Below are 25,489 nucleotides of genomic sequence, written 5' to 3'. Positions count from 1 at the left end.
ACAGCCCACATGAACCGCAACGACACACTCGCCGCTCTGCGAGAGCGGCCCGATATTGCCGTGCTGGTGATAGGCGGCGGCATCAACGGCATCTCGGTGTTCCGCGAACTCGCGCTGCAAGGCGTCGACGTCGTGCTCGCCGACAAGGGCGATTATTGCTCCGGCGCCAGTGCCGCCTTGTCGCGCATGGTGCATGGCGGCTTGCGCTATCTCGAAAACGGCGAGTTCAAGTTGGTGCGAGAATCGCTGGTCGAGCGCGACCGGCTGTTGAAGAACGCCCCGCACTATGTTGCGCCGCTGCCGACGACGGTGCCGATCTTCGACACCTTCTCCGGCATCGCCAACGGCGCGGTCCGCTTCCTCGGCCTGACGCGCAATCCCAGCCGCCGCGGCGCGCTGGTGATCAAGGCCGGACTGACCATGTACGACCTGTTCACGGCAGCACGGCGATTGATGCCGAAGCACCGCTTCCGCGGCCGTGCCGAAACCCTCAAGACATGGCCCGCGATCAATTCCGATATCCGCAGCTCCGCCACCTATTACGACGCCTGGGTCAGCCGTCCCGAGCGCCTCGGCCTGGAGATGTTGTTCGACGCAATGGCATCGAGCCCCACCGCGCACGCCCTGAACTACGCCGCGGTCGCCGCATCCAACGACGGCCTCGCCCTTACCGACAGCTTGACCGGCGAGGTCCTGCAGCTCCGCCCCAAGCTGATCATCAACGCCACCGGTGGTTGGATCGACCTCACCAACAAGGCCATTGGCGCGGCCGCCCCGCGCATGATGGGCGGTACCAAGGGCTCGCACCTGATCGTCGACAATGCCGAGTTGCATGACGCGCTTGGCGGCCACATGGTTTACTACGAGAACGAGGATGGCCGCATCTGCATCCTGTTTCCTTATCTCGGCAAGGTGCTGATCGGTTCGACCGATATCCGCGTCGATGATCCCGACCAGGTCCGCTGTGAGGACGACGAACGCAGCTACATCCTGCAGTCGCTCGCTTTTGTTTTCCCCACGATCGTGATCGCCGAAGAAGACATCGTCTTCCGCTTTGCCGGCGTGCGCCCCTTGCCTGCCAGCGACGACAGCTTCACCGGGCGCATCCCGCGCGACCATTTCTGCGAGTTCGTGGAACCAAGCGGCGGCCTGCCGGCGACCCTGTGCATGATCGGTGGCAAGTGGACGACCTTCCGCTCCTTCGGCGAGATGGCGGCCGACATGGCGCTCGAGCGCCTCGGCCTGACGCGCCATACCGGTACCCAGGACCTCGCCATCGGCGGCGGACGAGAATTTCCCGCCGCCTCGGATGCATGGTGCGCAAAGCTGGCGGAAAAGCACGGTCTCAATATCGAACGCGCGCATGCCCTGCTTGAGCGTTACGGCACCTCGGCGGTCGATTTCGCGGCTGCCTCCGACCCGATGCTGGTGGGCTCCGACTATTCGACCGGCGAAATCCGCATGATCGTCGAGCGCGAGCAGGTCGAATGCCTCGCCGACATATTCCTGCGCCGCACAACCATCGCCATTTCGGGCGGGCTCAACCTCCAGCTCATCGAGGCCGTGCTCGCCATCCTGGCCAACCACAAAGGCTGGAGCGCCGCCGAGGCCGCCGCCGAGCGCAGCGCCTTTCTCGCCTTGCTCGCCCATCAGCATGGCATCGCACTTTCCGATCTCTCCCAGACGAACGACAAAAGGAGCGCCCTATGCGCCTGAACCACAAAGTCCGCATGAACAGGCTATTCGGCGGTGGCCGCTGCCTCGACGTCGCCATCGATCACGGCGTCTGCAACGAACCGAGTTTCCTCAACGGGCTTGAGGACATGGCAAGCGTCGTCGGTCAGTTGGTCAAGGCTCGTCCCGACGCCATCCAGATGAACTACGGCCAGGCCGACTTGCTGCAGACCGTTCCGGGCAAGGACAAGCCCGCACTCGTGATGCGCATCGATATGGGCAACCCCTACAACAAGATCCGCCATCGGGCGATGTGGGCGGTGCTTCAGAACGAGGCCGAGCCTTTGCTCGGTGCGATCGAGATGGATGCGGCCTGCGTCGTGGTCAATCTGTTCATGCTGCCGGATGAGCCCGACCTGTTCCGGCAATGCGTCCAGAACATCGCGCGCGTCCGCGCCGACTGCGAGAAATACGGCCTGCCGCTGATGATCGAGCCGCTGGCGATGCTGCCCGTCGACCAGAGCGGCGGCTACATGGTCGACGGCGATGCCGAAAAGATCGTCACGCTGACCCGCCTCGCCCGCGAGATGGGCGCCGACATCATCAAGGCCGACCCGACCACCGATCCCAACGACTTCCACCGCGTGGTCGAGGCGGCACGCTGCCCGGTCCTGGTGCGTGGCGGCGGCAAGGAGGATCTGCGCGCCGTCTTCGACAAGTCGGCGGCGCTGATGGCGCAAGGCGCGATGGGGATGGTCTATGGTCGCAATATCTACCAGCATGCCCATCCGAGCGCGGTCGTGCGCGGACTGATGGCGATCATCCACGACGGCGCGGATGGTGCCACAGCCTTCGACCTGTACAAGCAGGCTTGAAGCAGCGGCATCGGGAGGAGCCAATGGGCACGTACATTCTTGGCCTCGATGCGGGCAACACCGTCATCAAGGCGATCATCTTCGACACGTCAGGGCGCGAACTTGCGCTCGCCGCCCGCGACGGCCGCTCCTGCATGCCGAAGCCAGGCCATGTCGAACGCGACCTCGACGAGCTCTGGCGCAACGCCATTGCCGTCATCGGCCAGTGCATCGACCAGGCCGGCATCGACGCCGGTGACATCGTTGCCATCGGCTGTGCCGGACATGGCAACGGGCTCTATGCGCTCGACCGCGACGGCGCTCCGCTGATCGGCATCCAGTCGCTCGACACGCGCGCCATAGGCATCGTCGACGAATGGGCCGAACAGAATGTCGGTGACCGCACCTACGCCCATTGCCTGCAAAAGCCGTGGGCGGCACAGACGCCCACCCTGCTCGCCTGGATCAAGCGCCATGCGCCCGAGCTTTTCAGCCGCATCGGCACGGTGTTTCTGTGCAAGGATTTTGTCGTCAACCGGCTGACCGGCGCACGCTCCACCGATACGTCTGATATGTCTGGCTGCGGCCTGCTTGAAATGCCCAGCCGCCGCTACGCTCAAGACCTGCTTGCCGCTTACGGGCTTGGCGACTGCATGGAGCTTCTGCCGCCTGTGCTGGAATCGGCCGAGATCGCCGGCCACGTCACGCCAGAGGTCGCGGCCCAGACCGGCCTGCGAGCCGGCACGCCAGTGGTGGCAGGCCTGTTCGATGTCGTTGCCAGCGCTGTCGGCTCGGGCGTCACCCGCACGGGCGCAGCCTCGATCATCGCCGGCACCTGGAGCATCAACCAGGTCATTACGGACGAGCCGATCCGCGACCCTTCGATTTTCATGCTGTCGACCTTCGACCCCAGGCGCTATCTGGCGATCGAATCGAGTGCCACCTCGGCCGCCAATCTCGAATGGATCGTCCGCGAGTTCTTCGAGCATGGCCATGACGGCGACGCTTCTCCGTTCGAACTGTGCAGTGAGCTCGTCGCGTCTGTCGACCCCGATGGCGACATTCCGATCTACCACCCCTTCCTCTATGGCTCGCAGCAGAACGGCCACGCCCGCGCCGGATTCTACGGCGTCGCCGGCTGGCACACGCGCGGCCATATGTTGCGCGCCTTGTTCGAGGGCGTTGCCTTCGAGCACAAGCGTCACGTCGAGACCTTGTGCAAGGCGGGTGCCATCTTCGACGAGGTCACATTGTCGGGCGGCGGCTCGCGCAGCGCCGTCTGGCCGCAGATCTTCGCCGACGTGCTCGGCGTTCCGGTCACCGTGGCTCGCAGCCGCGAGACCGGCGCGCTGGGCGCCGCCATATGCGCCGGCACTGGCGCCGGCCTCTTCACCGACTATGGTGAAGGTGCTGAAGCGATGACTTCGCCCGCCCGCCACTATACGCCCAATGGCGCGATTGCGCCGGCCTATTCCAGGCGCTATCGCCTGTATGGCGAGATCAACCAGGCGATGACCTCCATTTGGCAACGCATCGCCAGCGAGCAGGAATCTGGGCAGGCATCCGGGCAGACACGATCGTGACCGAAGCATCCTCTTCATTTGGCGACTACGACTATGTCATCGTCGGCGCCGGCTCTGCCGGCTGCGTGCTTGCCAACCGGCTCTCGGCCGATCCCCGCAATCGCGTGCTTCTGCTCGAAGCCGGCGGCAGCGACCGCTATCACTGGGTCAACATCCCGATCGGCTATCTCTACTGCATGGGCAATCCGCGTACCGATTGGCTGATGAAGACTGAGCCGGAAGCCGGCCTCAACGGCCGCAGCCTCAACTATCCCAGAGGCAAGGTGCTGGGGGGCTGTTCGTCGATCAACGGCATGATCTACATGCGCGGCCAGGCCGCCGACTATGACGGCTGGCGCCAGGCCGGCAATGTCGGCTGGGGCTGGGACGACGTCCTGCCTTACTTCCTGAAGTCGGAGGACCATCATGGCGGCAAGAGCGCCATGCACGGTTCGGGCGGCGAGTGGCGCATCGAGAGGCAGCGCCTGTCCTGGCCGATCCTCGATGCCTTTCGCGACGCCGCAGAGGAACTCGGCATCCCTCGCACCGACGATTTCAACACCGGCACCAATGAAGGTTCCGGCTATTTCGAGGTCAACCAGCGGGGCGGCGTGCGCTGGAACACCTCCAAGGCTTTCCTGCGCGGCATCGCCGACCGCAGCAACCTGCGTGTCGTCACCGGCGCCGAGACCGAACGGCTCGAGTTCGACGGCCGCCGCGTCACCGGCCTCGTCTTCCGCAAGGACGGCCAGCTGCAGCGGGTCAAGGCAGGCCAGACCATCCTCGCCGCCGGCGCCATCAACTCGCCGAAGATCCTGGAGCTCTCCGGCGTCGGCCGGCCCGAGCTGCTTTCCGACCTCGGCATCGAAATCCGCCATGCGCTGGCCGGTGTCGGCGAGAACCTGCAGGACCATTTGCAGATCCGCACCGTGTTCAAGGTGAAAGGTACGGCCACGCTCAACCAGCGCTACCACAATTTGTTCAGCCGCGCCGCCATGGGGCTCGAATATGCGGTGAAGCGCAGCGGCCCGCTGTCGATGGCGCCGAGCCAGCTCGGCATCTTCGCCAAGAGCGATCCGCGTCTCGAAACGCCCGACCTCGAATATCACGTCCAGCCGCTCAGCACCGACCGGCTCGGCGAGCCGCTGCACCGCTTTCCCGCCGTCACCGTGTCGGTCTGCAATTTGCGCCCTGAAAGCCGCGGCACCGTGCACATGGCCTCGGCAGATTCGCGCGAGGCGGCGAAGATCAGGCCGAACTACCTCTCTACCGACGGCGACCGCAACACCGCCATTGCCTCGCTGCGCCATGTCCGCCGGCTGATGAAGGCCAAGGCCGTCGAGCGCTTCGCGCCGGAGGAGATGCTGCCCGGCACCCAATACGACAGCGACGCCGATCTCATCCGCAAGGCCGGCGACATCGGCACGACGATCTTCCACCCGGTCGGCACCTGCAAGATGGGATCGGACACCATGTCCGTGGTCGACGATCGCCTGCGCGTCCATGGCCTCGATGGCCTGCATGTCGTCGACGCCTCGATCATGCCGACGATCGTCTCAGGCAACACCAATTCGCCCGTCATCATGATTGCCGAGAAGGCGGCCGAAATGATCCTCGCGGATCACCGCGCCTAGCCCGCAAATGGTCTGGGCCAACAGAAAATCGTTTGGGGTAATGCAATCGTGACCCACTGGAACGGGGTCACGATTGAAGCGGATTGTCTTGCCCGGCAAGCCGCATGGTGCAGCGCCAATACAACGTGCCAAGGAACATCGAATAGAAACGGATACTTCCGGCAGATTTCAATCCGTCTTCATTCCCGATCACCATGACACATTTCCGGCCGGCCCGGCATGTTCACGAAATATCTGGCCCACCGAAGATCAGAAGGTCTGCAAGACATTCCTACCGCGTTTTTACGACGACGAAGACCGTCGCTTTGGCAGCCCGACGCAACTGCCGCCGCCGCTTCCCCGCCTCCTTTGGCGTCGACATGCCCATGTTGACTACGCTACTCATGTATTGCTGCCGCCAGCCTGGCCCCAGCACGCATCCTCAGCATCCAAGGAGTGCCCCCGTGAAGCCCCCCCATTTCGCCCTCACCAGCGCCGCCCTGCTGACGGCCCTCTACGCCTCGACCGCTTTGGCGCAGGATGCCGACGGCATCGTCGTCTACAACGCCCAGCATGAAAGCCTGACCAAAGAGTGGGCCGAAGCCTTCACCAAGGAAACCGGCATCAAGGTAACGATCCGCAAGGGCAGCGACACCGAGTTCGGCAACCAGATCGTCGCCGAAGGCAAGCTGTCGCCGGCCGACGTCTTCCTGACCGAGAACTCGCCGGCCATGGCACTGGTCGACAATGCCGGACTGTTTGCAGCAGTCGATGCCGAGACGCTGGCCCAGGTGCCGGAAGAATTCCGTCCCGCCAACGGCCACTGGACCGGCATTGCCGCGCGCAGCACCGTCTTTGCCTATGACAAGACCAAGCTGACCGCCGACAAGCTGCCGAAATCGCTGCTCGATCTGGCCGATCCGAGCTGGAAGGGCCGTTGGGCAGCCTCGCCTTCAGGCGCCGATTTCCAGGCCATCGTCGGCGCACTGCTCGAACTCAAGGGCGAGGCGGCAACCGCCGAATGGCTGAAGGGCATGAAGGCCAACTTCACCGCCTATCGCGGCAACAGCACCGCCATGAAGGCGGTCAATGCCGGCGAGGTCGAGGGCGCCGTGATCTACCACTATTATTATTACGGCGATCAGGCAAAGACGGGTGAGAACAGCAAGAACGTCTCGCTGCACCTGTTCAAGAACCAGGATCCGGGCGCCTTCGTCAGCATCTCCGGCGGCGGTGTCCTTGCGTCGAGCAAGCACCCCAAGGAGGCTCAGGCGTTCCTGAAGTGGATCACCGGCAAGACCGGCCAAGGCATCCTCAAGACCGGCACCTCCTTCGAATATGCCGTAGGCTCCGGCGACGAGTCCAACCCGGCACTCACCCCGCTCAAGGACCTGCAGGCGCCGCAAGTCGAGGCATCAAAGCTCGACAGCAAGAAGGTGTCCGAGCTGATGACGGCAGCCGGGCTGCTTTGAATGCCGCAGCAACTACCAAGCTCCCGCGACACTGTCGCGGGAGCTTTTGCACCTGAAGGGCTTGCCAAGACGGCGGAATTCCTTCACCGGATGATCACCTATTCCTCGCCACAAGGCGAACCGGGAGCATGGAGTGACGCCTTCGTCGGCTGAATATCATCCTTCGCGGCTATCGACCCCGGCCGCGGCCTGGTCCCGCCTGCTGCCGACATCCGGGATCGCGGTCGCGGCGGTGCTCGTGTCGCTGTTTGCCCTCCTGCCGCTCGGCTTCATCATCTGGGTCGCGGTCCAGACCGGCTGGACCACCGTTGCCCAGCTGGTGTTCCGACCGCGTGTCGGCGAACTGCTGGTCAACACGCTGTCGCTCGTCATCCTCGTCGTGCCGATCACGGTAGTCTTATCGGTAGCGCTGGCCTGGTTGACCGAACGCAGCGACCTGCCTGGAGGCCGCTTCTGGTCGGGGCTGTCGGTGGCACCGCTCGCCGTTCCGGCCTTCGTCCATTCCTATGCCTGGATCACCCTGTTTCCATCGATGCACGGCCTGTTCGCCGGCGTGCTGATCTCGGTCATCGCCTATTTCCCCTTCATCTATCTGCCTGTAGCAGCGACGCTGCGCCGGCTCGACCCGGCGCTTGAAGATGCTGCCGCTTCGCTCGGCGACACGCCCTGGCGTGTCTTCCTTCGCGTCGTGCTGCCCCAGCTCAAGCTCGCGATGCTGGGCGGCGCGCTGCTCGTCGGCCTGCATCTGCTCGCCGAATACGGCCTCTATGTCTTCATCCGCTTCGACACCTTCACAACGGCGATCGTCGACCAGTTCCAGTCGACCTTCAACGGGCCGGCGGCCAACATGCTGGCCGGCGTGCTGGTCATCTGCTGCCTCGTTCTCTTGGCGCTCGAAGCCATGCTGCGTGGCGGCGAGCGCTACGCCCGCGTCGGCGCAGGTGCGGCGCGGACGGCTGTGCGTACAAGCCTCGGCCGCGCCACCGTGCCTTGCCTCGCCTTGCCGCTCGTCACGGCATTGCTGGCGCTCGGCGTGCCGTTCCTGACCGTCGGTCGCTGGCTCGTCGCCGGTGGCGCCGGCGTCTGGAGCTTCGATGTCATCGGCCTCGCGCTGGGGCAAACGCTCGTGCTGGCGCTTGGCGGCGCGCTGCTCACCGTCGCCATCGCCATTCCGATGGCATGGCTGTCGATCCGCCGCCCCGGCCCGCTGCCGCGGCTGCTTGAAGGCTGCAACTACATCGTCGGCTCCTTGCCCGGCGTTGTCATCGCGCTCGCTTTGGTCACGGTCACTGTGCGTGTCGCCATGCCACTCTACCAGACCGTCGTCACCATCCTTGCCGCCTATGCGCTGATGTTCCTGCCACGGGCGCTGGTGTCGCTGCGCGCCAGCATCGCCCAAGCCCCGGTCGAGCTCGAACAGGCAGCCAGCAGCCTGGGCCGCAGCCCGTTGCGCGCGCTGTGGTCGACGACCGTCCGGCTGTCCGCCCCAGGTGCCGCCGCCGGCGTCGCACTCGTCGGGCTTGGCGTCACCAACGAACTCACCGCCACCCAGATGCTCGCACCCAACGGCACGCGCACGCTCGCCATGGCCTTCTGGGCGATGAGCAACGAACTCGATTATGCCGCTGCCGCACCCTACGCCCTGATCATGGTGGTGATGTCGCTGCCCCTGACCTGGCTCCTTTATGTACAGTCGCGACGGATGGCCGGCCGATGAGTTTCCTTCAACTGCATGGCCTGCGCAAAGCCTATGGCAATGTCACGGCCGTCGACGGCATCGAGCTTGCTGTGGCAGCCGGAAGCCGCACTGCCATCGTGGGTCCGTCCGGCTGCGGCAAGACCACCCTTTTGCGCCTCATCGCCGGTTTCGAGGCCCCCGATGCCGGCAGCATCGTGCTTGATGGCACTGAACTTGCGGGCAATGGCGATGCAATGCCGGCGTATCGCCGCGGCATCGGCGTGGTGGCGCAGGACGGCGCGCTGTTTCCGCATCTCAGCATCGCCGACAACATCGGCTTCGGCATGAAACTAGACGAGCATGCGCGCGACGAGCGCATCGCCGAGCTCGCTTATGTCGTCGGTCTCGACAAGGCCATCCTCAGGCGTCGCCCGCATCAGCTTTCTGGCGGCCAGCAGCAGCGCGTCGCACTTGCCCGCGCCATGGCGCGCAAGCCGCGCCTGATGCTGCTCGACGAACCGTTCTCGGCGCTCGACACGGGTTTGCGCGCCTCGATGCGCAAGGCGGTCGCCGAACTGCTCGAGCAGGCCGGCATCGCCACCATCCTCGTCACCCACGACCAGGCCGAGGCCCTGTCCTTCGCCGACCAGGTCGCTGTCATGCGCGACGGCGCCTTTTCGCAGGTCGGCGCGCCGCGCGACCTTTACCTGCGCCCCAAGGACCGGATGATCGCCGAGTTCCTCGGCGACAGCATCATCATGCCGGCGCGGATTGTTGGCGGCGGCATCGCTGAATGCGCCATCGGCCACATCGGCGCGGACAGTGCGAGGCCGCGCGACGTCGCCCGCATCATGCTGCGCCCGGAGCAGGTCTTCCTCGAACCGGCGTTGCGTGCAGACGTTGCCAATCCGCCACCCAACGTGGTCTTCGGCGAGGTCGTCGAGGCAGAGTTCGCCGGCTCTGTGAGCACGGTCGCACTGCGTGTGCTCAACAGCCTCGACCCGCCCGACGCCGCCGTCATCGGCAACCACCCGCTCATCCTGCGCCGCTCGTTCGTCGACGCGCCGACGGTGGGCGCGATCGTGCGCATCAACGTCCTCGGCAAGGCCCATGTCTTCGACGGAGCGGGGTGAGCAGGCCGCCGTCATCAACAGAAAGCCCCGCGATTGCGGGGCTTTTGCGTTGTCGGGGTGATTGTGGGCGCGTGATGCTGGACGCCTACGACCGTGGGCGTTCCTTCTTGGGGTCGTAGTGGGCGAACGGCACGATCCTGGCCGGCAGGCGCTTTTGCTGGCCGTCGAGCTTGCCGACTTCGACCTCGGTGCCGATCTCGGCATGTGCTGCCTCGATGCGGGCGAGTGCGATGTTCTTGCCGAGGATCGGCGAGCGCATCGACGAGGTGACGATGCCGATCTGGGCGCGGCCGATATGGACGCAGTCGCCATGGCCGACAGTGACATTGCTATCGATGTCGAGCCCGACAAGCTTGTGGATCGGGTTGTCCTTGCGCCGGATCAGCGCCTCGCGGCCGATGAAGTCGTCGGTCTTGGTCTTCAAGGGCACGGTGAAGCCGATGCCTGCCTCGAACGGGTCGGTCTGGTCGGAGAACTCGTAATTGGCAAAGATCAGCCCGGCCTCGATGCGCACCATGTCGAGTGCGGCAAAGCCCATCGGCTTCAGCCCATGCGGCTGGCCGGCTGCCCACACCGCGTCGAAGACAGTCTCGGCATCGCGCGGATGGCACCAGACCTCATAACCGAGCTCGCCGGTGTAGCCCGTGCGCGAGACGACGATCGGCACGCCGGTCGCATCGCCGATGCGGCCGATGGTGAAGCGGAACCATTCGAGTTCGCCGAGTGCCGGCTGGTGCGGCGGCGTCCAGACGATCTCCTTCAGGATGTCGCGGCTGTTCGGGCCCTGGACGGCGATGTTGTGCATCTGATCGGTCGAGGAGCGGACCAGCACCTTGAGGCCGAGCTTCTCTGCCTGCTCGCGCAGCCAGACGCCGGAATAGTCGTCGCCGCAGATCCAGCGGAAATTGTCCTTGCCCAGACGCAGCAAGGTGCCGTCGTCGACCATGCCGCCATGCTCGTAGCACATGGCGGTGTAGACGACCTGACCGACACCGAGCTTCTTGACGTCGCGGGTCAGCGTGTACTGCATCAAGGCTTCGGCATCAGGGCCCGTCACCTCGAACTTGCGCAGGGCAGAGAGATCCATCACCACCGCCTTCTCACGGCAGGCCCAGTATTCGGCGATGGCGCCCTCCTTGGCGAATTCCTGCGGCAGCCAGAAGCCCTTGTATTCGATGAAGTTGCGGGTGTGCTTGGCAAAGCTTGCGTGGAAGCCGGTCTCGCGGGTCATCTTGGGTTCTGCCTCCGGGGTCGTGCGTCGGGCGATCGCGCGCTGGAATGTGTTGGAGCCGGAATAGGTCCGGACGTGGATGTCGGTGAGGTTCCAGCCATTGGCCGGCGTGGTGTCGTCGGGACAGGCGGAGGAGACGCAGACGATGTCGGTCAGCGCTCTCAGCAGCACATAGTCGCCCGGTCGCGACCAGGGTTCGTCCGAGAACATCACGCCATGGGCGTCGATGCCGGTGTTGAAGAAGAAGTTGACCGCCATCCAGCCGGCACGGGCATTGACGCCATGCGGGACAAGCGCGCCGTTGAAGTTCTCCGAGCAGTTGATGTGGCCGGGATAACCGATGTCGTCGTAATATTTGGCGTAGCAGGCGAGCGCAAAGGCATCATGCCGGCCGCAGGTGTCCTGCACGACCTCGACAAGCGGCTCGAAATCCTGGTCGAAATATTTGGCATGCAGGCCGGGCATCGGATAGGCGTGGCCCATCAGCGAGCGGGTGGCGGTGACGTCGAGGGCGAGGTCCCTGCCCTTGTCGAGCTTGCGGGCGGAAAAGCACTGGAAGTCGGTGCATTGGCGGCCATCGACGTCGATGATCTGGATGTAGTCGCCGGCCTTGACGAAATAGCTCTCCGCCGTCTTCGACTTGACCCTGACATCGAGCACCGGATCGGCGAGCGGATCGGGCAGCTCGAAGCCGCCTGACACGGCACGGACCTTGGCCCGCTTGACCATCACCACCAGAGGCGTCGTCGTGTCCTGGCTGTCGACCGACATCGGCGCACCGGGTGCGGCAACCACCAGCGAGCCTGGCCGCGAGACGACAAAACGCTCCTCCACCCCGGCAGCGGTCGCACCATCGAAGAAGCGCACCGCCTCGACCCGGCCAAGCTCGAGCTTGCGGCGGGCGAGGCCAAGCCGAAACTTCTGCAGGCTCTCGTCGCCATCGACGAGCAGCGCCTTCAGCCCCGAGGCATCGCTGTTCGAGCGCGTGCCGAGCATACCCGGATCGGCGCGGCCGGCAGCATCAAACGCCACCAGCTCGCACGCCTGCCCGCCTTCGAGATTGCGCACCGTCACATGATCGCCGGCCTCGATGTCGATCAGCACCGCACCGCCACCAGGCACGTGATAGCGCTCCATGCCGGGCACCAACAGGCCAGGCTGCACAACCAGGCTCGGACGCGGAGGGCCAGCCACAATTTCGGGGTAGACCACATTTGTCGCAACCATCACCGCCCTCCTCGCAGCACGCCGCAGCCACCTGCCAGATTAGCATCCGACTGTGAACCGGTCCGCCGCGGCATGTGAAAATCAGCACAGCAAATGTGAAAAATTGTTATCGGCTACTGCACGTCGAACGTCGGCTTGAACCAGGCAGGGGCCAGGCTGCGTTCCAGGTCGAGCGCCTGGATGTTGTTCCTGTCGATCACCTCGACCGGCGGGCCGACATGGCGGTAGTGCAGCGTGCCCTCGATCGCCCGGATCGCCTGGTCGATGGCGATCCGACCCTGCAGCGGCGGTGAGTCGGTCGGCGCCGCCACCACCTTGCCCCGGTTGATTTCGCGGAAGGTACCATGGGTGAAATAGTCGGCCAGAACCTGGACGTGGTTGGCCCTGCCCTGCGCCCTGAGGATGCTGACCGCAGCATCCGCCGTGGGCGCGCTGCCGACGATGTAGTCGATATCGGGCTGGGCTTCGAGCATCTCCTCGATCAGCAGGAGCTGGATCTCGACGCCGGTGTCGCCCCATTTGACCGCAGCAATCTCGGCCGAACTCTGCTTCAGCGCGCGCTGGAAGCCGGCTTCGACGAATTTCACCCAGCCTGCACCCTTTGGCCCGGGAAACCAGGCGACGCTGACCGGCATGGTGCCGGCCGGATGCAGCCGCGCCAGATAGGCACCGATGGACTGCCCCATCTCCTCCCAGGAGACCCCCGATTTCGCCGAGATGCCGACGTCGTCGATGTCGTTGACCGCAGCGATGACAGGGATGCGCCTGGCGATATCCTTGATCGTCGGTGTCAGCCCCTCATAGGACACAGTGCCGACGATGAGCGCGTCGGCGGTGGCGCTGCAGGTGCGGATCTGCTCGATCTGGCGCTCGAGATTGGGATAGCCGCCGGCCTCGACGACGGTCAGTTTGACGCCCGCCGAACGCGCCTGCTCGACCATGCCGTAATTGACGCTGACCCAGTAGGAATCCTTGAGATGCGGATAGGACGCACAGATGCGCCACGGCTTCGCCGCTTTGACGACCGGCTGGTAATCGATCGTCGCCGGCTGCCTGGAATAGTCGAATGGCGGCTCCCAGGCGTTCAGCTTCCACGTCGTTTCAGCGGCCCCGGCGGACTGGGCGATACTGCAGGCGACAAAAGCCGTGGCGATCAGGTTCAGGCAGTGGCTTGGGGCGGGGGCACGCATCGTCTTACGCTAGTGCATGACCCGGAAAATCGAAATCGATTTTCGAAAAGGATCATGCCCACTCAAAAGCTGCAGCTTCCGCTGGCAGCGCAAACCATGGTTATATGAGCCATGCTTCATAGGTTCGGCATCGGCGGGAGGCTGTTTCTCGCCTTCCTGTGCATCACCGCACTGTCCCTGACATCCGGCATCGTCAGCTGGCTGATCCTGCGCAACATTGCCGATGCCCAGGCCGTGGTGAACGCCCAGGCCTTGCCCGCAGTGGCGGCGACCCAGCGCACCGCCGAGCTCAGCGCCAAGCTGATCGCCACCGCTCCTGCCCTTGCCGCCGTCACCTCGCGCGACGAACTGCTCGCCGAACAGGCCAAGCTCGCAACGCTGTCGCAGGAGATCGTCAAGTCGCTCGCCGAGGTCCGGCGTCTATCGATCGACCCCGAGCTCGTCGAGGCTTTTGCCGGCTCGGTCGAGAAGATGCTGGCCAACCTCAAACAGAACAACGAGCTGGTGCGCCAGCGTCTCGACGAGGACAAGGCCTATCGCGACAGCGCCGAGGCGGCGACCTCGGCGGCGCAGTCGGTGCTGCTGCTTTCGGAAACTTTGATCTCCAACGCCTCGGCCGGCGCTTCGGCGGTGACCGCCGGCCTCTATGGCCTGATCGGCGATCCCGGGCGCCGGGAAGATGCCTACATCGCGCTCGACCGGCTGATCGAGCACGACATCTACCTGATGGAGCGCATGTACGAGCTGCGCCACCGCAGCGCCCAGATCAGCCTGCTGATCAACCGGCTGAGCCGCGCGGAGACAAAGGCCGAGATCAGCGAGATCAGCGGCATCTTCCAGGACCATGTGAAGGTCATCAGGCGCCGCATCCTCAGCATCGACGATCCCGTTCGGCGCAAGCAGGGCATCGAGTTCTTTGGCGCCATCGAGGCCGCCGCCGGCGACGTGCCCGTGTCGGGCTCGATCTTCGGCCGCCGCCAGCGGGTCATCGACCTAGCCGGCAGCCTGAACGCCATGGCCGAAGCCAACCGCGATCTCGCCGTGACGCAGAACCAGATCGCCCGCAACATTCTCGACCGCTCCGACGAGTTCGCCCGCACGACAGCCGAGCGCGCCGACAATGCTGTGCGCATCGGCGTCATCGTGCTTGTCGTCACCCTGCTCGGCGCCATCCTCGCCTCGGGCGCCATCGTCTGGTTCTATGTCGAGCGCAACCTCGTCCGCCGCTTGAGCGGCCTGTCGCGTGCGATGCAGCGGCTGACGACGGGTGATCTCGACGTCACCGTCACCGACAGCGGCGACGACGAGCTGCGCACCATGGCGGTGGCCGTCAATCAGTTCCGCGACGAGTCGCGACGCCGGCTCGAGTTGGAGCAGGAACGCGCCCGCATCACCGACGAGCTCCGACGCCACCGCGAGGAGCTGCAGCAGCTTGTCGAGGAACAGACCGAGCAGATCAGGCTGGTCAACACGCGCCTGCGCCAGGAGGCGATCGACCATGACGAGGCGCGCGCCCGGGCCGAGCAGGCGAGCAGCGCCAAGTCGGCCTTTCTGGCGACGATGAGCCACGAGATCCGCACGCCGATGACCGGTATGCTGGGCATGATGCGCCTGCTCGCCGACAGCAAGCTGGGGCCGAAGCAGCGCGAGCATCTGTCGATCGCGGCCAGCTCCGGTGAAGCCCTGCTCGGCATCCTGAACGCCATCCTCGACTACTCCAAGGTCGAAACGGGCAATGTCGACGTCGACAAGGTCGATTTCGACCTCGGCAAGCTGGTCAGCGGTGTTGCCGCCTTCATGCGCCCGATGGCCGCCGAAAAGGGGCTCGACCTCACGCTGGTGCTCGACAACAAGCTTTCGCCCGCCTTCAGCAGCGACGCCGGCAAGATTCGCCAGATCCTGTTCAACCTGGTCAGCAACGCCATCAAGTTCACTGAGCACGGCCAGGTCACCGTCGACGTCAAGGTCGTCGCCAACCGCAAGGACATGCAGACGTTGCGTCTTGCCGTAGCGGACACGGGCATCGGCATCGCGCCCGAGCGGCAGCAGGACGTTTTCCAACCCTTCACCCAGATGGACGCCTCGATCACCCGCCGCTTCGGCGGCACCGGGCTCGGCCTTGCCATCAGCCGCGAGTTCGCCAGCCTGATCGGCGCTGAACTCAGCGTCGCCTCGGAGCCCGGAAAGGGCAGCACCTTCATGCTCGACATGACGCTGCGCAAGGCAAAGGCAGCAGCGCTTTCGGCCCAGAAACGCCAACGCGGCCGCAAGACCAAGCCCGCGGCCTGCAACATCCTGGTGGTCGAGGACGACGACGCCACGCGGCTGGTCTCGACCACGGTGCTGGCCAATGCCGGTCACCGGATCACGGCGGTCAGCTCCGGCTATCTCGCGCTCGAGGCAATCGGCGAGTTCAGACCCGACCTCGTCGTCATGGACGTCAGTCTTCCCGGCATCGACGGCATCGAGACGATGAAGCGCTTACGCGAGAAGCTTGGGACGCCCGACCTGCCTGTCGTGGCGATGTCGGCGCATGTGTTCAAGGCCGATGTCGAGCGCTATCTCGACGCCGGTGTAGATGCCTTCGTTGCCAAGCCGATCGTCCACGAGCAATTGCTCGACGCCGTAGCCTCGCTCGGCGGCCAGTCCGTGCCGCAGCAGCCACAGGACGTGGTCGCGCTCGATATCGCTGCCATCAAAGCCGACGTCGACGCATTGGGTTCCGAGACGGTGCGGCGGCTGCATCGCATCGCCCATGACAGCCTGCCCCGGCGCTTCAAAGCGATGCGCGACGCGGTCAAGGCGGATGACCGCGAAGCATTGCGCGACCTTGCCCACGCCACCCGAAGCACGGCCGGCTCGCTCGGTTTTCCACGTCTCTTGCAGGCGGCTGAAGCTCTTGAGACGGCTGCGGCGCAAAGGCCGGCAGCTGAGCTCAGGCAGATCGTCGGCTCTTGCGAAACGGCCTTCGCCGACGGCTCGCAGCAATGGGAACAGATGCTCGAAGGCAGCGCCGACCCCGTCCTGCCTGCCTAGAGCTATCGCCTAAAGACCCGCAGCGACACGCCCGGGCTGGACGGCGTCCGGCGCGAAGAAGTAACCTTCGCCATGAGCGGTGACGATGATGCGCGGCGTACGCGGATTGTCGTTCAGCTTCTGCCTGAGACGCCTGACCAGCACGTCGACGGTGCGATCGCTGGCATCCCATTCGCGCCTTGATATCTCGTGCAGCAGCCGCTCCCGCGACAGCACCTGGCCGGGATTGGCTGTCAGCACCGACAGCAGCTTGAACTCGGCTCCGGTCAACTCGACGAAGGTGCCGTCGGCTGCTTGCAGCGTGCGGCGAGCAACCTCCAGCGTCCAGCCATAGAAATGCCGCGTGGCCGTAGCCGGTTGCGGTATCCGGCCCTTGCCGACGCGGCGCAGCAAGCCCTTGACCCGGGCGAGCAGCTCGCGATGCTCGACCGGCTTGGTGACATAGTCGTCGGCGCCGATCTCGAGCCCGACGATGCGGTCGACAGTGTCGGTGCGCCCGGTGACCAGGATGATGCCGACGTCGGAGCGCTCGCGTTGCTCACGCGTCAGCTTGAGCCCATCCTCACCCGGCAGATTGATGTCGATCATCAAGAGATCGGCCGGATGCCTGGACATGATGGCACGCATCTGATCGCCGTCGCCGGCCTCGCTGACCTTGTAACCTTCGGCCAGGAAATAGCCCGCAAGCTTCGCCCGTGTGACCGGGTCATCCTCGACGATCACTATGTGATGCTGAGCCCGCATGCCATTCTATCCTCCCGACTTTTGTTGACATCATTTCACAAGTCGGGCGGCCCGGGCAACGACGGAAGGAGCCGGCGCACTTGTCATGGCGTCGCCGGCCCCTGCATCATTGCCTGGGATCTGTCACGTCAGCCTTTCCTAGCCGAGAAGCAAGGCAGGACATCTTCCTTGAAATACGGCTCCTGGTTGACCCAGAACATGTAGCTAACCTTCAGGAAATCTTGCGCAAAGGCATGAAGGCTCGGCACCAGGTTCGTGCGCTTCGTCACGATGTTCGTCGAGCCTGTCTCGCCGACATAATTGCCGTCCTGGACCGCAATGCCGAGCGGCACGCTGAACTTGCCTTCGTGCATCATGGCCAGGGCATGGTTGAGCTGGCCCTTCTTCTTGTACATGAGATCGGGAGCCCCCATGCCGACGCCGATCTTGTCGCCAAACTCATAGATTCCGCGCAGATATCCCTTGTCCTCCCAGGGCAGCCATTCGCCGGGCATGAAGTTCGCGTAGAGCATGGTGGTTGACTTGGGGAATGCGGCCTTCATGGCTTGCATGTTGGTCTTGAGCACCGCCACATATTTGTCCGGGGTAAAGGACGCATCCGTCTCCTTGGAAACACCGATGGCCGTTTCCTGCAGGTTGACGCCCTCGACCACGCCGTCGAACTGCTTGCCGAGTGCCGCAAGCAATGCCGCGAAGCGCGCCTGGACTTTGGCGTTCCAGCGCTTGGCAACCCAACCTTCGACAACTCCGTCGTCGGTACGTTGGGCGGTGACGCCCCCGTCATAGTCACCTTTCAGCAGATAGTCGGGCACCGGCTTGTATTCGGGTGAGAAGGATGCATCCTGCAACTGGATGAAAAGCCGCTTGCCATGCTTGGCCAGGTAGTCGATGTCGGACTGGATCGATGAGAAGTCGTAGTGTCCTTCAGTCGGCTCAAGCTGGCGCCACACATACATGATCTGCGCGCCTGCGAAACGATCGCTGGTCAGGAAGGCATGGTCGCGGATCGCGTCGCGATCCCGGCTGAAATAGACGAAATGCTCGATCTTGTCCGCCGGCAGCGGACATGTTGCATCAGTGTATTGCTTGTAGGCGTTGGCGTATCGATTAGCGGGATTGTCCCATGCCATCGAGGATGTGGCGGCAATCGCGGCACAAAGCGTTACGACGGCGCCAAGAAGACGTTTCAACTTCATAGGTCTACCCTTGAGTGGATCGGGGCCAGCAGGCCCGTGACCCTTAGACGTCTAGTTTGCGGATGACCCGCATTCGCCGTCGAAGTGGTGCAACTCTTGTGCAGATTCCGTGCAGGCCAGCTCGAACGCAATGCGCTCAGATGGAAGCTAGCCGAAATCGATCTCGAAAACCGCGCCGCCCAGAGCGGCAACCGGCGTCAGCCGCGCACCATAAAGCTCGAGAATGGCCACCACGATGGCCAGGCCAAGCCCCGTTCCGCCCTCCTCGCGACGCGTGGTGAAGAACGGTTCGACCATCCGGCCGAGGTCGATGTCGGCAAATCCCTCACCATTGTCTGAAAGCCGGAGCGTTCGTCCATCCCAATCGAGGTCGAGCCTGGTCGCCCCATGATGGCGGGCATTCCCCGCCATGTGCGCCAGTACCGTTTGTCCATGCGCGACCGAGAGGGGCAGGATGGCATCCGGAGGAGCCAGGCTGATATCGAGCCCGGAAATCTCGGGCAGCATATCTCGCAACTGGCCAGGTTCACCGCGCCTGGCTTCGCGTGACCTTGTCATGTCGCGAAGCTGACGGAGCAGCAAATCCATCCGCTCTCCCTGGGCCCTGATGGTGCCTATGAGACTTTGCTGCGCAGCATCGGACAGGTGGCCATCCTCGAGAAGCTCGGCAGCTCCCATGATCGAGGTAACCGGCGATTTGAGCTCGTGGGTGACGTGGTTGGTGTAGATGCCGATTTCCTTGCTGCGCTGCGACAGAGAGCCGGCCATGGTGATGACGGCCTCACCCAAGTCGGCGATCTCCCGCATGCCATAGTGGCCGAGCGGGGCTAGCTCGGAATGGCTGCCATTGGCGACCATTCTCGACTGGTCGCGCAGGGCGCGGATCGGCCGTAGCATCGTCCGCACAAGCAACGTTCCCACGACTGCGGCGCTCAACAGCGTCACGACGGCCAGGACGATGACGGCGCTGCGCTCGCCGGCGGCAAGATATTCCCTCAGCCCGGGAACGGTCCTGGACATATAGACCGCGCCGATAACCCGGTTGTGGCTGATGACGGGATAGGCAACCAGCACCCTGAACCCTGTCCCGCCGCCAAGCACTGCGAGGCGCAACCGCGTACCCGCGTCACCCCGCCAGCGCAGTGCGGCCCCGACATCGCCTTGCAGCGCCTGCCGGACCTCTGGCACGGCGGCAAAACTCGCTGTCTCGCCAGCGAGCATGTCTATGCCCTGATGATCCAGGAAAACGACAGTCGAAAGTGTCGTGCGGCTGGCATTGTCGGCCAAGGCACCCAGCCCCGGCGCAATCCTGAGATAACGCGGATCGAGTCGCTCCGCGGTCGGCACCGGATCGGGGCGGACGGGCTCGACCACATCCTGGCGCAGGTTCAGGAGCGGTCGAAAGGTTCGTGACGCAGCACTCCAGAAAATTCGCTTGGGCGGCGGCAGATAGTAGCCAGGTACAGCCCCGCCTGCTTCGGGCGGCTCGGCCTCGAACGCGACGGCATAGGCGCCGGCATAGATCGCCGCTTGCTTGATCAGCGAGGCCTCCGTCTCGTTGACCAGCCGGTTTGTTCCGATCTGCAACGCCAGCGTCGTCACGACCGGCACGGCCAGCAGGCTAACGCAGACGATCGCCACAACCAGCGGCATGGATGGCCGCCATTTCCGGACGATCCGGCTCACGCGGTGCCTGGTCCGGCGACACAATTGCCAAGCCGTAGGCCCACCCCTCGCACCGTTTCGATTATGTCGGAGTAACCAAGTACCGCCGCCTTGGCGCGGATGTTGCGGACATGGCTGTCCACCGTGCGTCCGGACAAGGTGTTGTTCCCGCCATAGGCCTTGTCGATCATCGCCCCCCGACCGACGACGATCCCGGGCCGGACCGACAGGATCTCCAGCACCGAAAATTCCGTTGCCGTCAGCGGCAGATCTTTTCCGGCAAGCAAGCAGATGTGGCGTTCGCTGTCGAGACTGAGGTCGCCGTGCCGCGTGATACTGCCTGCCTGCTTGCCGCGTGCCAGTATGGCCTTGATCCGCAGCAGCAGTTCGCGCGGCGAGAACGGCTTGCTGACATAATCGTCCGCCCCCAGCTCGAACCCCACGATCCGGTCGACTTCGTCGTCATGCGCCGTCAGGAAGACGATCGGGACATGCGAGCTGGCACGGATCGCCTTGCAGCATTCGATGCCGTCCATGACAGGCATGCCGATGTCGAGCACCACCAGGTCGGCATGGTGTCGCCGCAACTGCTCCAGAGCCAGGCGTCCGTTGGCCGCCTGCTGGACATGCATTCCCGCCCTTTCCAGTGCAATGCCGATCACGTTGCGGATGTCCGGGTCGTCATCGACAACGAGAATGCTGGGGTTCATAGCGCGATCACCAAGGAGACATGCCGGCTGATGGCCGACACCAGCTTCTTCTATCGAGGCGGGCGATTGCAAGCCAAGCACTGTCCGACAATCTCGACGACAAAAGCGCGAAGATGATGGCGCGCCTGCCGCCTCGCCGACCTGATGGCCTGTCCTCGGGAAACAACACGCGACTTTCACCGCGCGACAGGTTGCCTATTAACATCATTTCACAAGTCGACTCACGACTTTTACACCCCGGCCGACACCGGTTCACTTCTCGTCGCTATCTTTGTGGGGATGGCGCGGAAATCCAACAGGCACACAGAGGCCGGCATCCCGCCTTCCATGGGAACAATCGCAACACACAGGAACGGGAGGTTCAATGACCCATTTTACCAAATCCGCAACCATGGCCACGATCATGGCTTTTGCGGCCGGCACGGCGTTCGCCCAGGATTCCACCGACCCTATCAAGATCCCAACCCACAACTGGTCGAGCCAGATCGTCGGTGCCCACATCGTCGGCAAGCTGCTCGAGAAGGGCGGCGCCAAGGTCGAATACGTCTCCGCCGACAGCCAGGTCGTCTACACCGCTCTTTGCGAAGGTGACGTCAGCCTCGTGCATGAGGTCTGGGAAGGCGCCTTCGGCGTTGCCTTCCAGAAGGTGGTCAAGGAAGGCTGCGTCGTCGATGCCGCCACCCACGACGCCAAGACACGCGAGGAGTGGTGGTATCCGACCTATGTCGAGGAGGTCTGCCCCGGCCTGCCCGCCTGGGAAGCGCTGAACGCCTGCGCCGACAAGTTTGCCACCGCCGAAACCGCGCCGAAGGGCCGCTTCCTCGGCGGTCCTGTCGACTGGCTCAAGCATGACGCAGAACGCGTCGAGGCCCTCGGTATGAACTTCGAGGTCGTCAATGCCGGCTCGTCCGCCGCCCTGTGGGCCGAGCTCGAATCTGCCGTCAAGCGCAAGGAGCCGATCGTGCTCTTCAACTGGACGCCCAACTTCGTCGAGGCGCTTTATGACGGCAAGTTCGTCGAGTTCCCGGCTTTTGATCCCAAGTGCAAGGACGACCCGGCCTGGGGCTCCAACAAGGAGCTCAGCTACGACTGCGGCAACCCGAAGGACGGTTATCTGAAGATCGCTGCCTGGAAGGAATTCCCGACCAAGTGGCCCAAGGCCTACGCCATCCTGCAGAAGATCAACTTCTCCAACATGGACATCGCCGTGCAGGCGAAGCTCGCCGACATCGACAACATGGAGCCCGAGGCGGCCGCCGACAAATGGCTGGCCGACAATGAGGCGCGCTGGAAGGCCTGGATGGGTTCCGCCAGCTAACCCTCCGCATCCATCCGTCCCGTCATGGCGTCGTGACGCCCGCGTAAATGCGGGCGCCACCTCGCCGCGCATACCCCATCGGCCCCCTTTGGCGAGAGGCAGACATGTCCGAAGCAAAAATCGCATGCCGCAACCTTTGGAAGCTCTACGGCTCCGATCCCGCCGGCTTCCTGCGCCGCAACCACAACAATCCTTCCATCGAGACCATCAGGGCCGAAGGCTACGTCCCCGCCGTCCGCAACGTCTCCTTCGATGTGATGCCGGGCGAAATCCTCGTCGTCATGGGCCTCTCCGGCTCGGGCAAGTCGACCTTGCTGCGTTGCCTGGCGCGGCTGATCGAGCCGACCTCGGGCGAGGTTATGTTCGAGGGCCGCGACATTCTGGCCGCCACGGAGCGCGAGCTGATCGATCTCAGGCGCCACAAGATGGGCATGGTGTTCCAGCACTTTGCCCTGCTGCCCCACCGCACCGTGCTCGACAACGTTGCCTTCCCGCTCCAGGTTCGCGGCACCGATCGCCAGAAGCGTGAGAGACGCGCCCGCGAGGTGATCGAACTCGTCGGGCTGAAGGGCCGCGAGGGCTATTATCCGCGTGAACTCTCCGGCGGCCAGCAGCAGCGCGTCGGCATCGCCCGCTCGCTCGCCGTCGGCCCCGACGTCTGGTTTCTCGACGAGCCGTTCTCGGCACTCGATCCGCTTATCCGCCGCGAGATGCAGGACGAATTCCTGCGCCTGCAGAAGGTGCTCAACAAGACAATCGTCTTCATCACCCACGATTTCGACGAGGCGATCCGCGTCGCCGACCGCATCGCCATCATGAAGGACGGCGTCGTCGAGCAGCTCGGCACCGCCGAGGAGCTGGTGACCTGCCCGACCACCCCTTACGTCGCCGAGTTCACCCGCAACGTCTCGCATGATCGCCTGCTGTCGGTTCGCGCCGTCATGGCGCCCGCAACCTCTCGAAAGCCGGACGCCGCTGCGGTCCAGGCACAGGCCCTGATCGCCAGCGTCGCCCGCCAGGTGCTGACCTCGGAGCGTCCCGTCGACGTCATCGACGACGCTGGCGCGCTCGTCGGTACGCTGACCCGCGACGGTCTGATCGATGCTCTCTACGGCAAGGAGCAGTGTGCATGAGTGCCGCGACACTGACCCGCCAGGAGGCGATGGAACCGCAGAAGCCGCTGGCCGCAATGACCAGGCCGCTGCTTGTCGTTCTGCCTTTCCTCGTCCTGCTGCTTGCCGCCTCGCTTTTGCCCGACTGGGCGGTGCAGGTGCCCAAGGGCTGGACTATTCCGTTCGTCGACTGGGCGAACATGGTCTTCGACCATTTGCGCGACGACGCGATCTTCGGGCTGTTCTCGTTCCGCGACCTGACGCGCGGTGCTGCCGAGCTGATCACCTGGCCGCTGGCCTTCGTCGAGGGACTGTTGGTCTCCGGCTTCCCCGATATCGGCATCGCCGCCATGCCCTGGGTCATGACCGCCGGCCTGTCAGGCGTGCTCGGCTGGTATCTCCGTGACTGGCGCCTTAGCGCGCTGGCGGCAGGCTGCGTCGCCTACATGGCGATCTTCGGCAAATGGGAATTGTCGATGATCACCTTGTCGGTGGTCCTCGTCGCCGCACCCATTGCCGGTCTCATCGGTTTCGGCATCGGCATTCTCGCAGTGAAGAAACAGTGGTTCGAAGCGCTCGTCGTGCCGCTGCTCAACGTGCTGCAGTCGTTGCCGCATTTTTCCTACCTGATCCCGATCGCCATCTTCATCGGCGTCGGCCACAAGGCCGGCGCGATCGCCACCGTCATCTTCGCCATTCCGCCGATGGCCCGTCTTACCATCCTCGGCCTGAAGGGCGTTGCCGAAGAGGTGCGCGAGGCCGGCAAGATGGCCGGCTGCACCCGCTTCCAGACCCTGTGGATGGTCGAGATTCCGTCGGCGCGCCAGCCGCTGCTCGTCGGCGTCAATCAGGTCATCATGCAGTGCCTGGCGATGGTGGTCATCGCCTCCTTCGTCGGCGCCCGCGGCCTTGGCCATGACCTGTTGTTCCGGCTCCAGGCGCTGAAGATCGGCCAGGCGCTGGAAAGCGGCGTCGCGATCGTCCTGATGGCGATCACGCTCGACCAGTTGAGCCGCGCTGCTGCCCACAAGGAGCCCTCGCATCTCGCGCCCGACGCCAGCCTGCTGCAGCGCTTTCCGTTCCTCGCCGCATCTCTGGCCGTCATTGCCGCGTCGCTGTTGCTCGCCGCGATCACGCCTTACGCCCAGGCCTGGCCTTCGGAGCTCGCCCTCAGCACCGCCCCCTTCTGGGATGCCCTCGTCGACTGGATCACCGTCACGCTCTACGACCCGTTGCAATATTTCCGCAACGCCATGCTGCTCTACGTGCTGATCCCGATCCGCGACCTGTTCCAGTCGATCCCCTGGACGGCGATGGTGGCTCTTGTCGCCGCGGCGGGCTGGTCACTCGGCGGCTTCAGGCTCGCTGCGATCGTCTCCGGCTTCGTGCTGTTCATCGCCTTCGCCGGCTATTGGGAGCGCTCGCTGATCACCGCCTATATGGTGACCGTCGCGGTGCTGCTGTGCATCATGATCGGCCTGCCGATCGGCATCTGGGCTTCGCGCAGCGAACGCCGCACCGGCATCGCCAAGCTCCTGTGCGACACCTTCCAGACCTTTCCGTCCTTCATCTATCTGATCCCCGTGATCATGCTGTTCAAGGTCGGCGACGTCGCCGCGATCTCGGCGATCATCATCTATGCGATGATCCCGATCGTCCGTTACACCATCTTCGGCCTGCGCAACGTGCCACAAGAAATCGTAGAGGCGGGCATCACATCGGGCTGCACGCAAAGGCAGCTTCTGTGGAACATCCGCATGCCGCTGGCCTTCCCCGAGATCATGCTCGGCATCAACCAGACGATCATGTTCGCCCTGTTCATGGTCATCATCGCCGCCTTCATCGGCACCAAGGACATCGGCCAGGAAATCTTCCGGGCGCTGACCTTCAACGATGCCGGCAAAGGCCTCGTCCTGGGCCTCTGCGTCGCCTTCATGGGCCTGACCGCCGACCAGCTGATCACGGCATGGGCAACGCGGCGGAAACAGAAGCTGGGGCTGGCAGGCTGACCACCGGCCTTCGGCCCGTCGCACCGCCTGGACGATCGACAGCCGACTGGCCCGTAGCCCATCGC

Annotated in this window: 17 protein-coding genes; 11 read left to right on the top strand and 6 right to left on the bottom strand. The window is 64.3% G+C overall.

Features of this window, described 5'->3' with window-relative positions:
* Window positions 1–9 precede the first annotated feature (9 nt).
* The 7 genes from IG197_RS20140 to IG197_RS20110 all read left to right on the top strand — a co-directional run bounded on the left by IG197_RS20140 (window position 10) and on the right by IG197_RS20110 (window position 9,986).
* Window positions 10–1,716, top strand: a complete 1,707-nt coding sequence (locus IG197_RS20140; protein WP_192314550.1) for a glycerol-3-phosphate dehydrogenase/oxidase — start codon at window positions 10–12, stop codon at window positions 1,714–1,716.
* Window positions 1,707–2,549: a class I fructose-bisphosphate aldolase gene (locus tag IG197_RS20135; protein WP_192314547.1), complete on the top strand. Its 843-nt coding sequence runs from the start codon at window positions 1,707–1,709 to the stop codon at window positions 2,547–2,549. The genes IG197_RS20140 and IG197_RS20135 overlap by 10 nt, the downstream gene beginning before the upstream one ends.
* Window positions 2,550–2,572: 23 nt before the next feature.
* On the top strand, window positions 2,573–4,111 hold the full coding sequence (locus tag IG197_RS20130; RefSeq protein ID WP_192314544.1) for an FGGY-family carbohydrate kinase: 1,539 nt from the start codon (window positions 2,573–2,575) through the stop codon (window positions 4,109–4,111).
* Window positions 4,108–5,724 carry a GMC family oxidoreductase gene (locus tag IG197_RS20125; protein WP_192314541.1) on the top strand — a complete coding sequence of 539 codons (1,617 nt, stop codon included), beginning with the start codon at window positions 4,108–4,110 and terminating at the stop codon, window positions 5,722–5,724. The genes IG197_RS20130 and IG197_RS20125 overlap by 4 nt, the downstream gene beginning before the upstream one ends.
* Before the next feature lie 479 nt (window positions 5,725–6,203).
* Entirely contained in the window at window positions 6,204–7,175 is a 972-nt protein-coding gene (locus IG197_RS20120; RefSeq protein ID WP_371746557.1) for an iron ABC transporter substrate-binding protein, read from the top strand.
* A 199-nt stretch (window positions 7,176–7,374) separates the two neighbouring features.
* Window positions 7,375–8,892 carry an iron ABC transporter permease gene (locus tag IG197_RS20115; RefSeq protein ID WP_246765408.1) on the top strand — a complete coding sequence of 506 codons (1,518 nt, stop codon included), beginning with the start codon at window positions 7,375–7,377 and terminating at the stop codon, window positions 8,890–8,892.
* Window positions 8,889–9,986, top strand: coding sequence for an ABC transporter ATP-binding protein (locus IG197_RS20110; RefSeq protein WP_192314535.1), 1,098 nt, complete (start codon window positions 8,889–8,891; stop codon window positions 9,984–9,986). Before IG197_RS20115 ends, IG197_RS20110 begins: the two co-directional genes overlap by 4 nt.
* Window positions 9,987–10,071: 85 nt before the next feature.
* Here IG197_RS20110 and IG197_RS20105 read toward each other — a convergent pair whose 3' ends face one another.
* Both IG197_RS20105 and torT read right to left on the bottom strand, forming a co-directional pair.
* Window positions 10,072–12,444: a DUF1989 domain-containing protein gene (locus IG197_RS20105; protein ID WP_192314533.1), complete on the bottom strand. Its 2,373-nt coding sequence runs from the start codon at window positions 12,442–12,444 to the stop codon at window positions 10,072–10,074.
* Window positions 12,445–12,557: 113 nt separating this feature from the next.
* A complete protein-coding gene (gene torT, locus IG197_RS20100; RefSeq protein WP_192314530.1) occupies window positions 12,558–13,634 on the bottom strand; it encodes a TMAO reductase system periplasmic protein TorT in 1,077 nt (358 codons plus the stop codon).
* Window positions 13,635–13,745: 111 nt separating this feature from the next.
* Here torT and torS point away from each other — a divergent pair, with 111 nt between their 5' ends.
* Complete coding sequence (gene torS / locus IG197_RS20095) at window positions 13,746–16,670, top strand: TMAO reductase system sensor histidine kinase/response regulator TorS (RefSeq protein WP_192314527.1); 2,925 nt, start codon at window positions 13,746–13,748, stop codon at window positions 16,668–16,670.
* 9 nt (window positions 16,671–16,679) lie between these two features.
* Here the strand turns inward: torS and torR are convergent, their stop codons facing one another.
* The 4 genes from torR to IG197_RS20075 form a co-directional block, all read right to left on the bottom strand.
* Complete coding sequence (torR, locus tag IG197_RS20090) at window positions 16,680–17,414, bottom strand: two-component system response regulator TorR (protein ID WP_192314524.1); 735 nt, start codon at window positions 17,412–17,414, stop codon at window positions 16,680–16,682.
* 128 nt (window positions 17,415–17,542) lie between these two features.
* Window positions 17,543–18,610 (bottom strand): hypothetical protein, encoded by a 1,068-nt coding sequence (locus IG197_RS20085; protein WP_192314520.1) that lies wholly within the window; start codon window positions 18,608–18,610, stop codon window positions 17,543–17,545.
* Between the two features lie 147 nt (window positions 18,611–18,757).
* Window positions 18,758–20,263 (bottom strand): histidine kinase dimerization/phospho-acceptor domain-containing protein, encoded by a 1,506-nt coding sequence (locus IG197_RS20080; RefSeq protein WP_192314518.1) that lies wholly within the window; start codon window positions 20,261–20,263, stop codon window positions 18,758–18,760.
* A 29-nt stretch (window positions 20,264–20,292) separates the two neighbouring features.
* Window positions 20,293–20,985, bottom strand: coding sequence for a response regulator transcription factor (locus tag IG197_RS20075; protein WP_192314515.1), 693 nt, complete (start codon window positions 20,983–20,985; stop codon window positions 20,293–20,295).
* Window positions 20,986–21,349: 364 nt separating this feature from the next.
* On the opposite strand from IG197_RS20075, the gene IG197_RS20070 reads away from it, so the two are divergent.
* From IG197_RS20070 to IG197_RS20060, 3 genes are all read left to right on the top strand, one after another.
* Window positions 21,350–22,303, top strand: coding sequence for an ABC transporter substrate-binding protein (locus IG197_RS20070; protein WP_246765198.1), 954 nt, complete (start codon window positions 21,350–21,352; stop codon window positions 22,301–22,303).
* 104 nt (window positions 22,304–22,407) lie between these two features.
* The gene (locus IG197_RS20065) at window positions 22,408–23,436 is read left to right on the top strand and encodes a glycine betaine/L-proline ABC transporter ATP-binding protein (RefSeq protein WP_192314512.1); all 1,029 of its coding nucleotides are present in this window, start codon (window positions 22,408–22,410) and stop codon (window positions 23,434–23,436) included.
* Window positions 23,433–25,424, top strand: a complete 1,992-nt coding sequence (locus tag IG197_RS20060; protein WP_210346876.1) for a proline/glycine betaine ABC transporter permease — start codon at window positions 23,433–23,435, stop codon at window positions 25,422–25,424. Before IG197_RS20065 ends, IG197_RS20060 begins: the two co-directional genes overlap by 4 nt.
* Window positions 25,425–25,489 lie beyond the last annotated feature (65 nt).

Source organism: Aminobacter sp. SR38 (assembly GCF_014843375.1).
GTDB classification, from domain to species: domain Bacteria; phylum Pseudomonadota; class Alphaproteobacteria; order Rhizobiales; family Rhizobiaceae; genus Aminobacter; species Aminobacter ciceronei.
Note: the sequence above shows the minus strand (reverse complement) of the source record. Positions and strands in the feature narration are given on the sequence as shown.

Excerpts from the sequence above, each read along its gene's own strand:
- IG197_RS20075 (WP_192314515.1), bottom strand. The coding sequence starts at position 20,985 with ATGAACCCCAGCATTCTCGTTGTCGATGACGACCCGGACATCCGCAAC.
- IG197_RS20080 (WP_192314518.1), bottom strand. The coding sequence starts at position 20,263 with ATGCCGCTGGTTGTGGCGATCGTCTGCGTTAGCCTGCTGGCCGTGCCG.
- torT (WP_192314530.1), bottom strand. The coding sequence starts at position 13,634 with ATGCGTGCCCCCGCCCCAAGCCACTGCCTGAACCTGATCGCCACGGCT.
- IG197_RS20105 (WP_192314533.1), bottom strand. The coding sequence starts at position 12,444 with ATGGTTGCGACAAATGTGGTCTACCCCGAAATTGTGGCTGGCCCTCCG.
- IG197_RS20065 (WP_192314512.1), top strand. The coding sequence starts at position 22,408 with ATGTCCGAAGCAAAAATCGCATGCCGCAACCTTTGGAAGCTCTACGGC.
- IG197_RS20135 (WP_192314547.1), top strand. The coding sequence starts at position 1,707 with ATGCGCCTGAACCACAAAGTCCGCATGAACAGGCTATTCGGCGGTGGC.
- IG197_RS20085 (WP_192314520.1), bottom strand. The coding sequence starts at position 18,610 with ATGAAGTTGAAACGTCTTCTTGGCGCCGTCGTAACGCTTTGTGCCGCG.
- IG197_RS20130 (WP_192314544.1), top strand. The coding sequence starts at position 2,573 with ATGGGCACGTACATTCTTGGCCTCGATGCGGGCAACACCGTCATCAAG.
- IG197_RS20140 (WP_192314550.1), top strand. The coding sequence starts at position 10 with ATGAACCGCAACGACACACTCGCCGCTCTGCGAGAGCGGCCCGATATT.
- IG197_RS20060 (WP_210346876.1), top strand. The coding sequence starts at position 23,433 with ATGAGTGCCGCGACACTGACCCGCCAGGAGGCGATGGAACCGCAGAAG.
- torS (WP_192314527.1), top strand. The coding sequence starts at position 13,746 with ATGCTTCATAGGTTCGGCATCGGCGGGAGGCTGTTTCTCGCCTTCCTG.
- torR (WP_192314524.1), bottom strand. The coding sequence starts at position 17,414 with ATGCGGGCTCAGCATCACATAGTGATCGTCGAGGATGACCCGGTCACA.
- IG197_RS20110 (WP_192314535.1), top strand. The coding sequence starts at position 8,889 with ATGAGTTTCCTTCAACTGCATGGCCTGCGCAAAGCCTATGGCAATGTC.
- IG197_RS20070 (WP_246765198.1), top strand. The coding sequence starts at position 21,350 with ATGACCCATTTTACCAAATCCGCAACCATGGCCACGATCATGGCTTTT.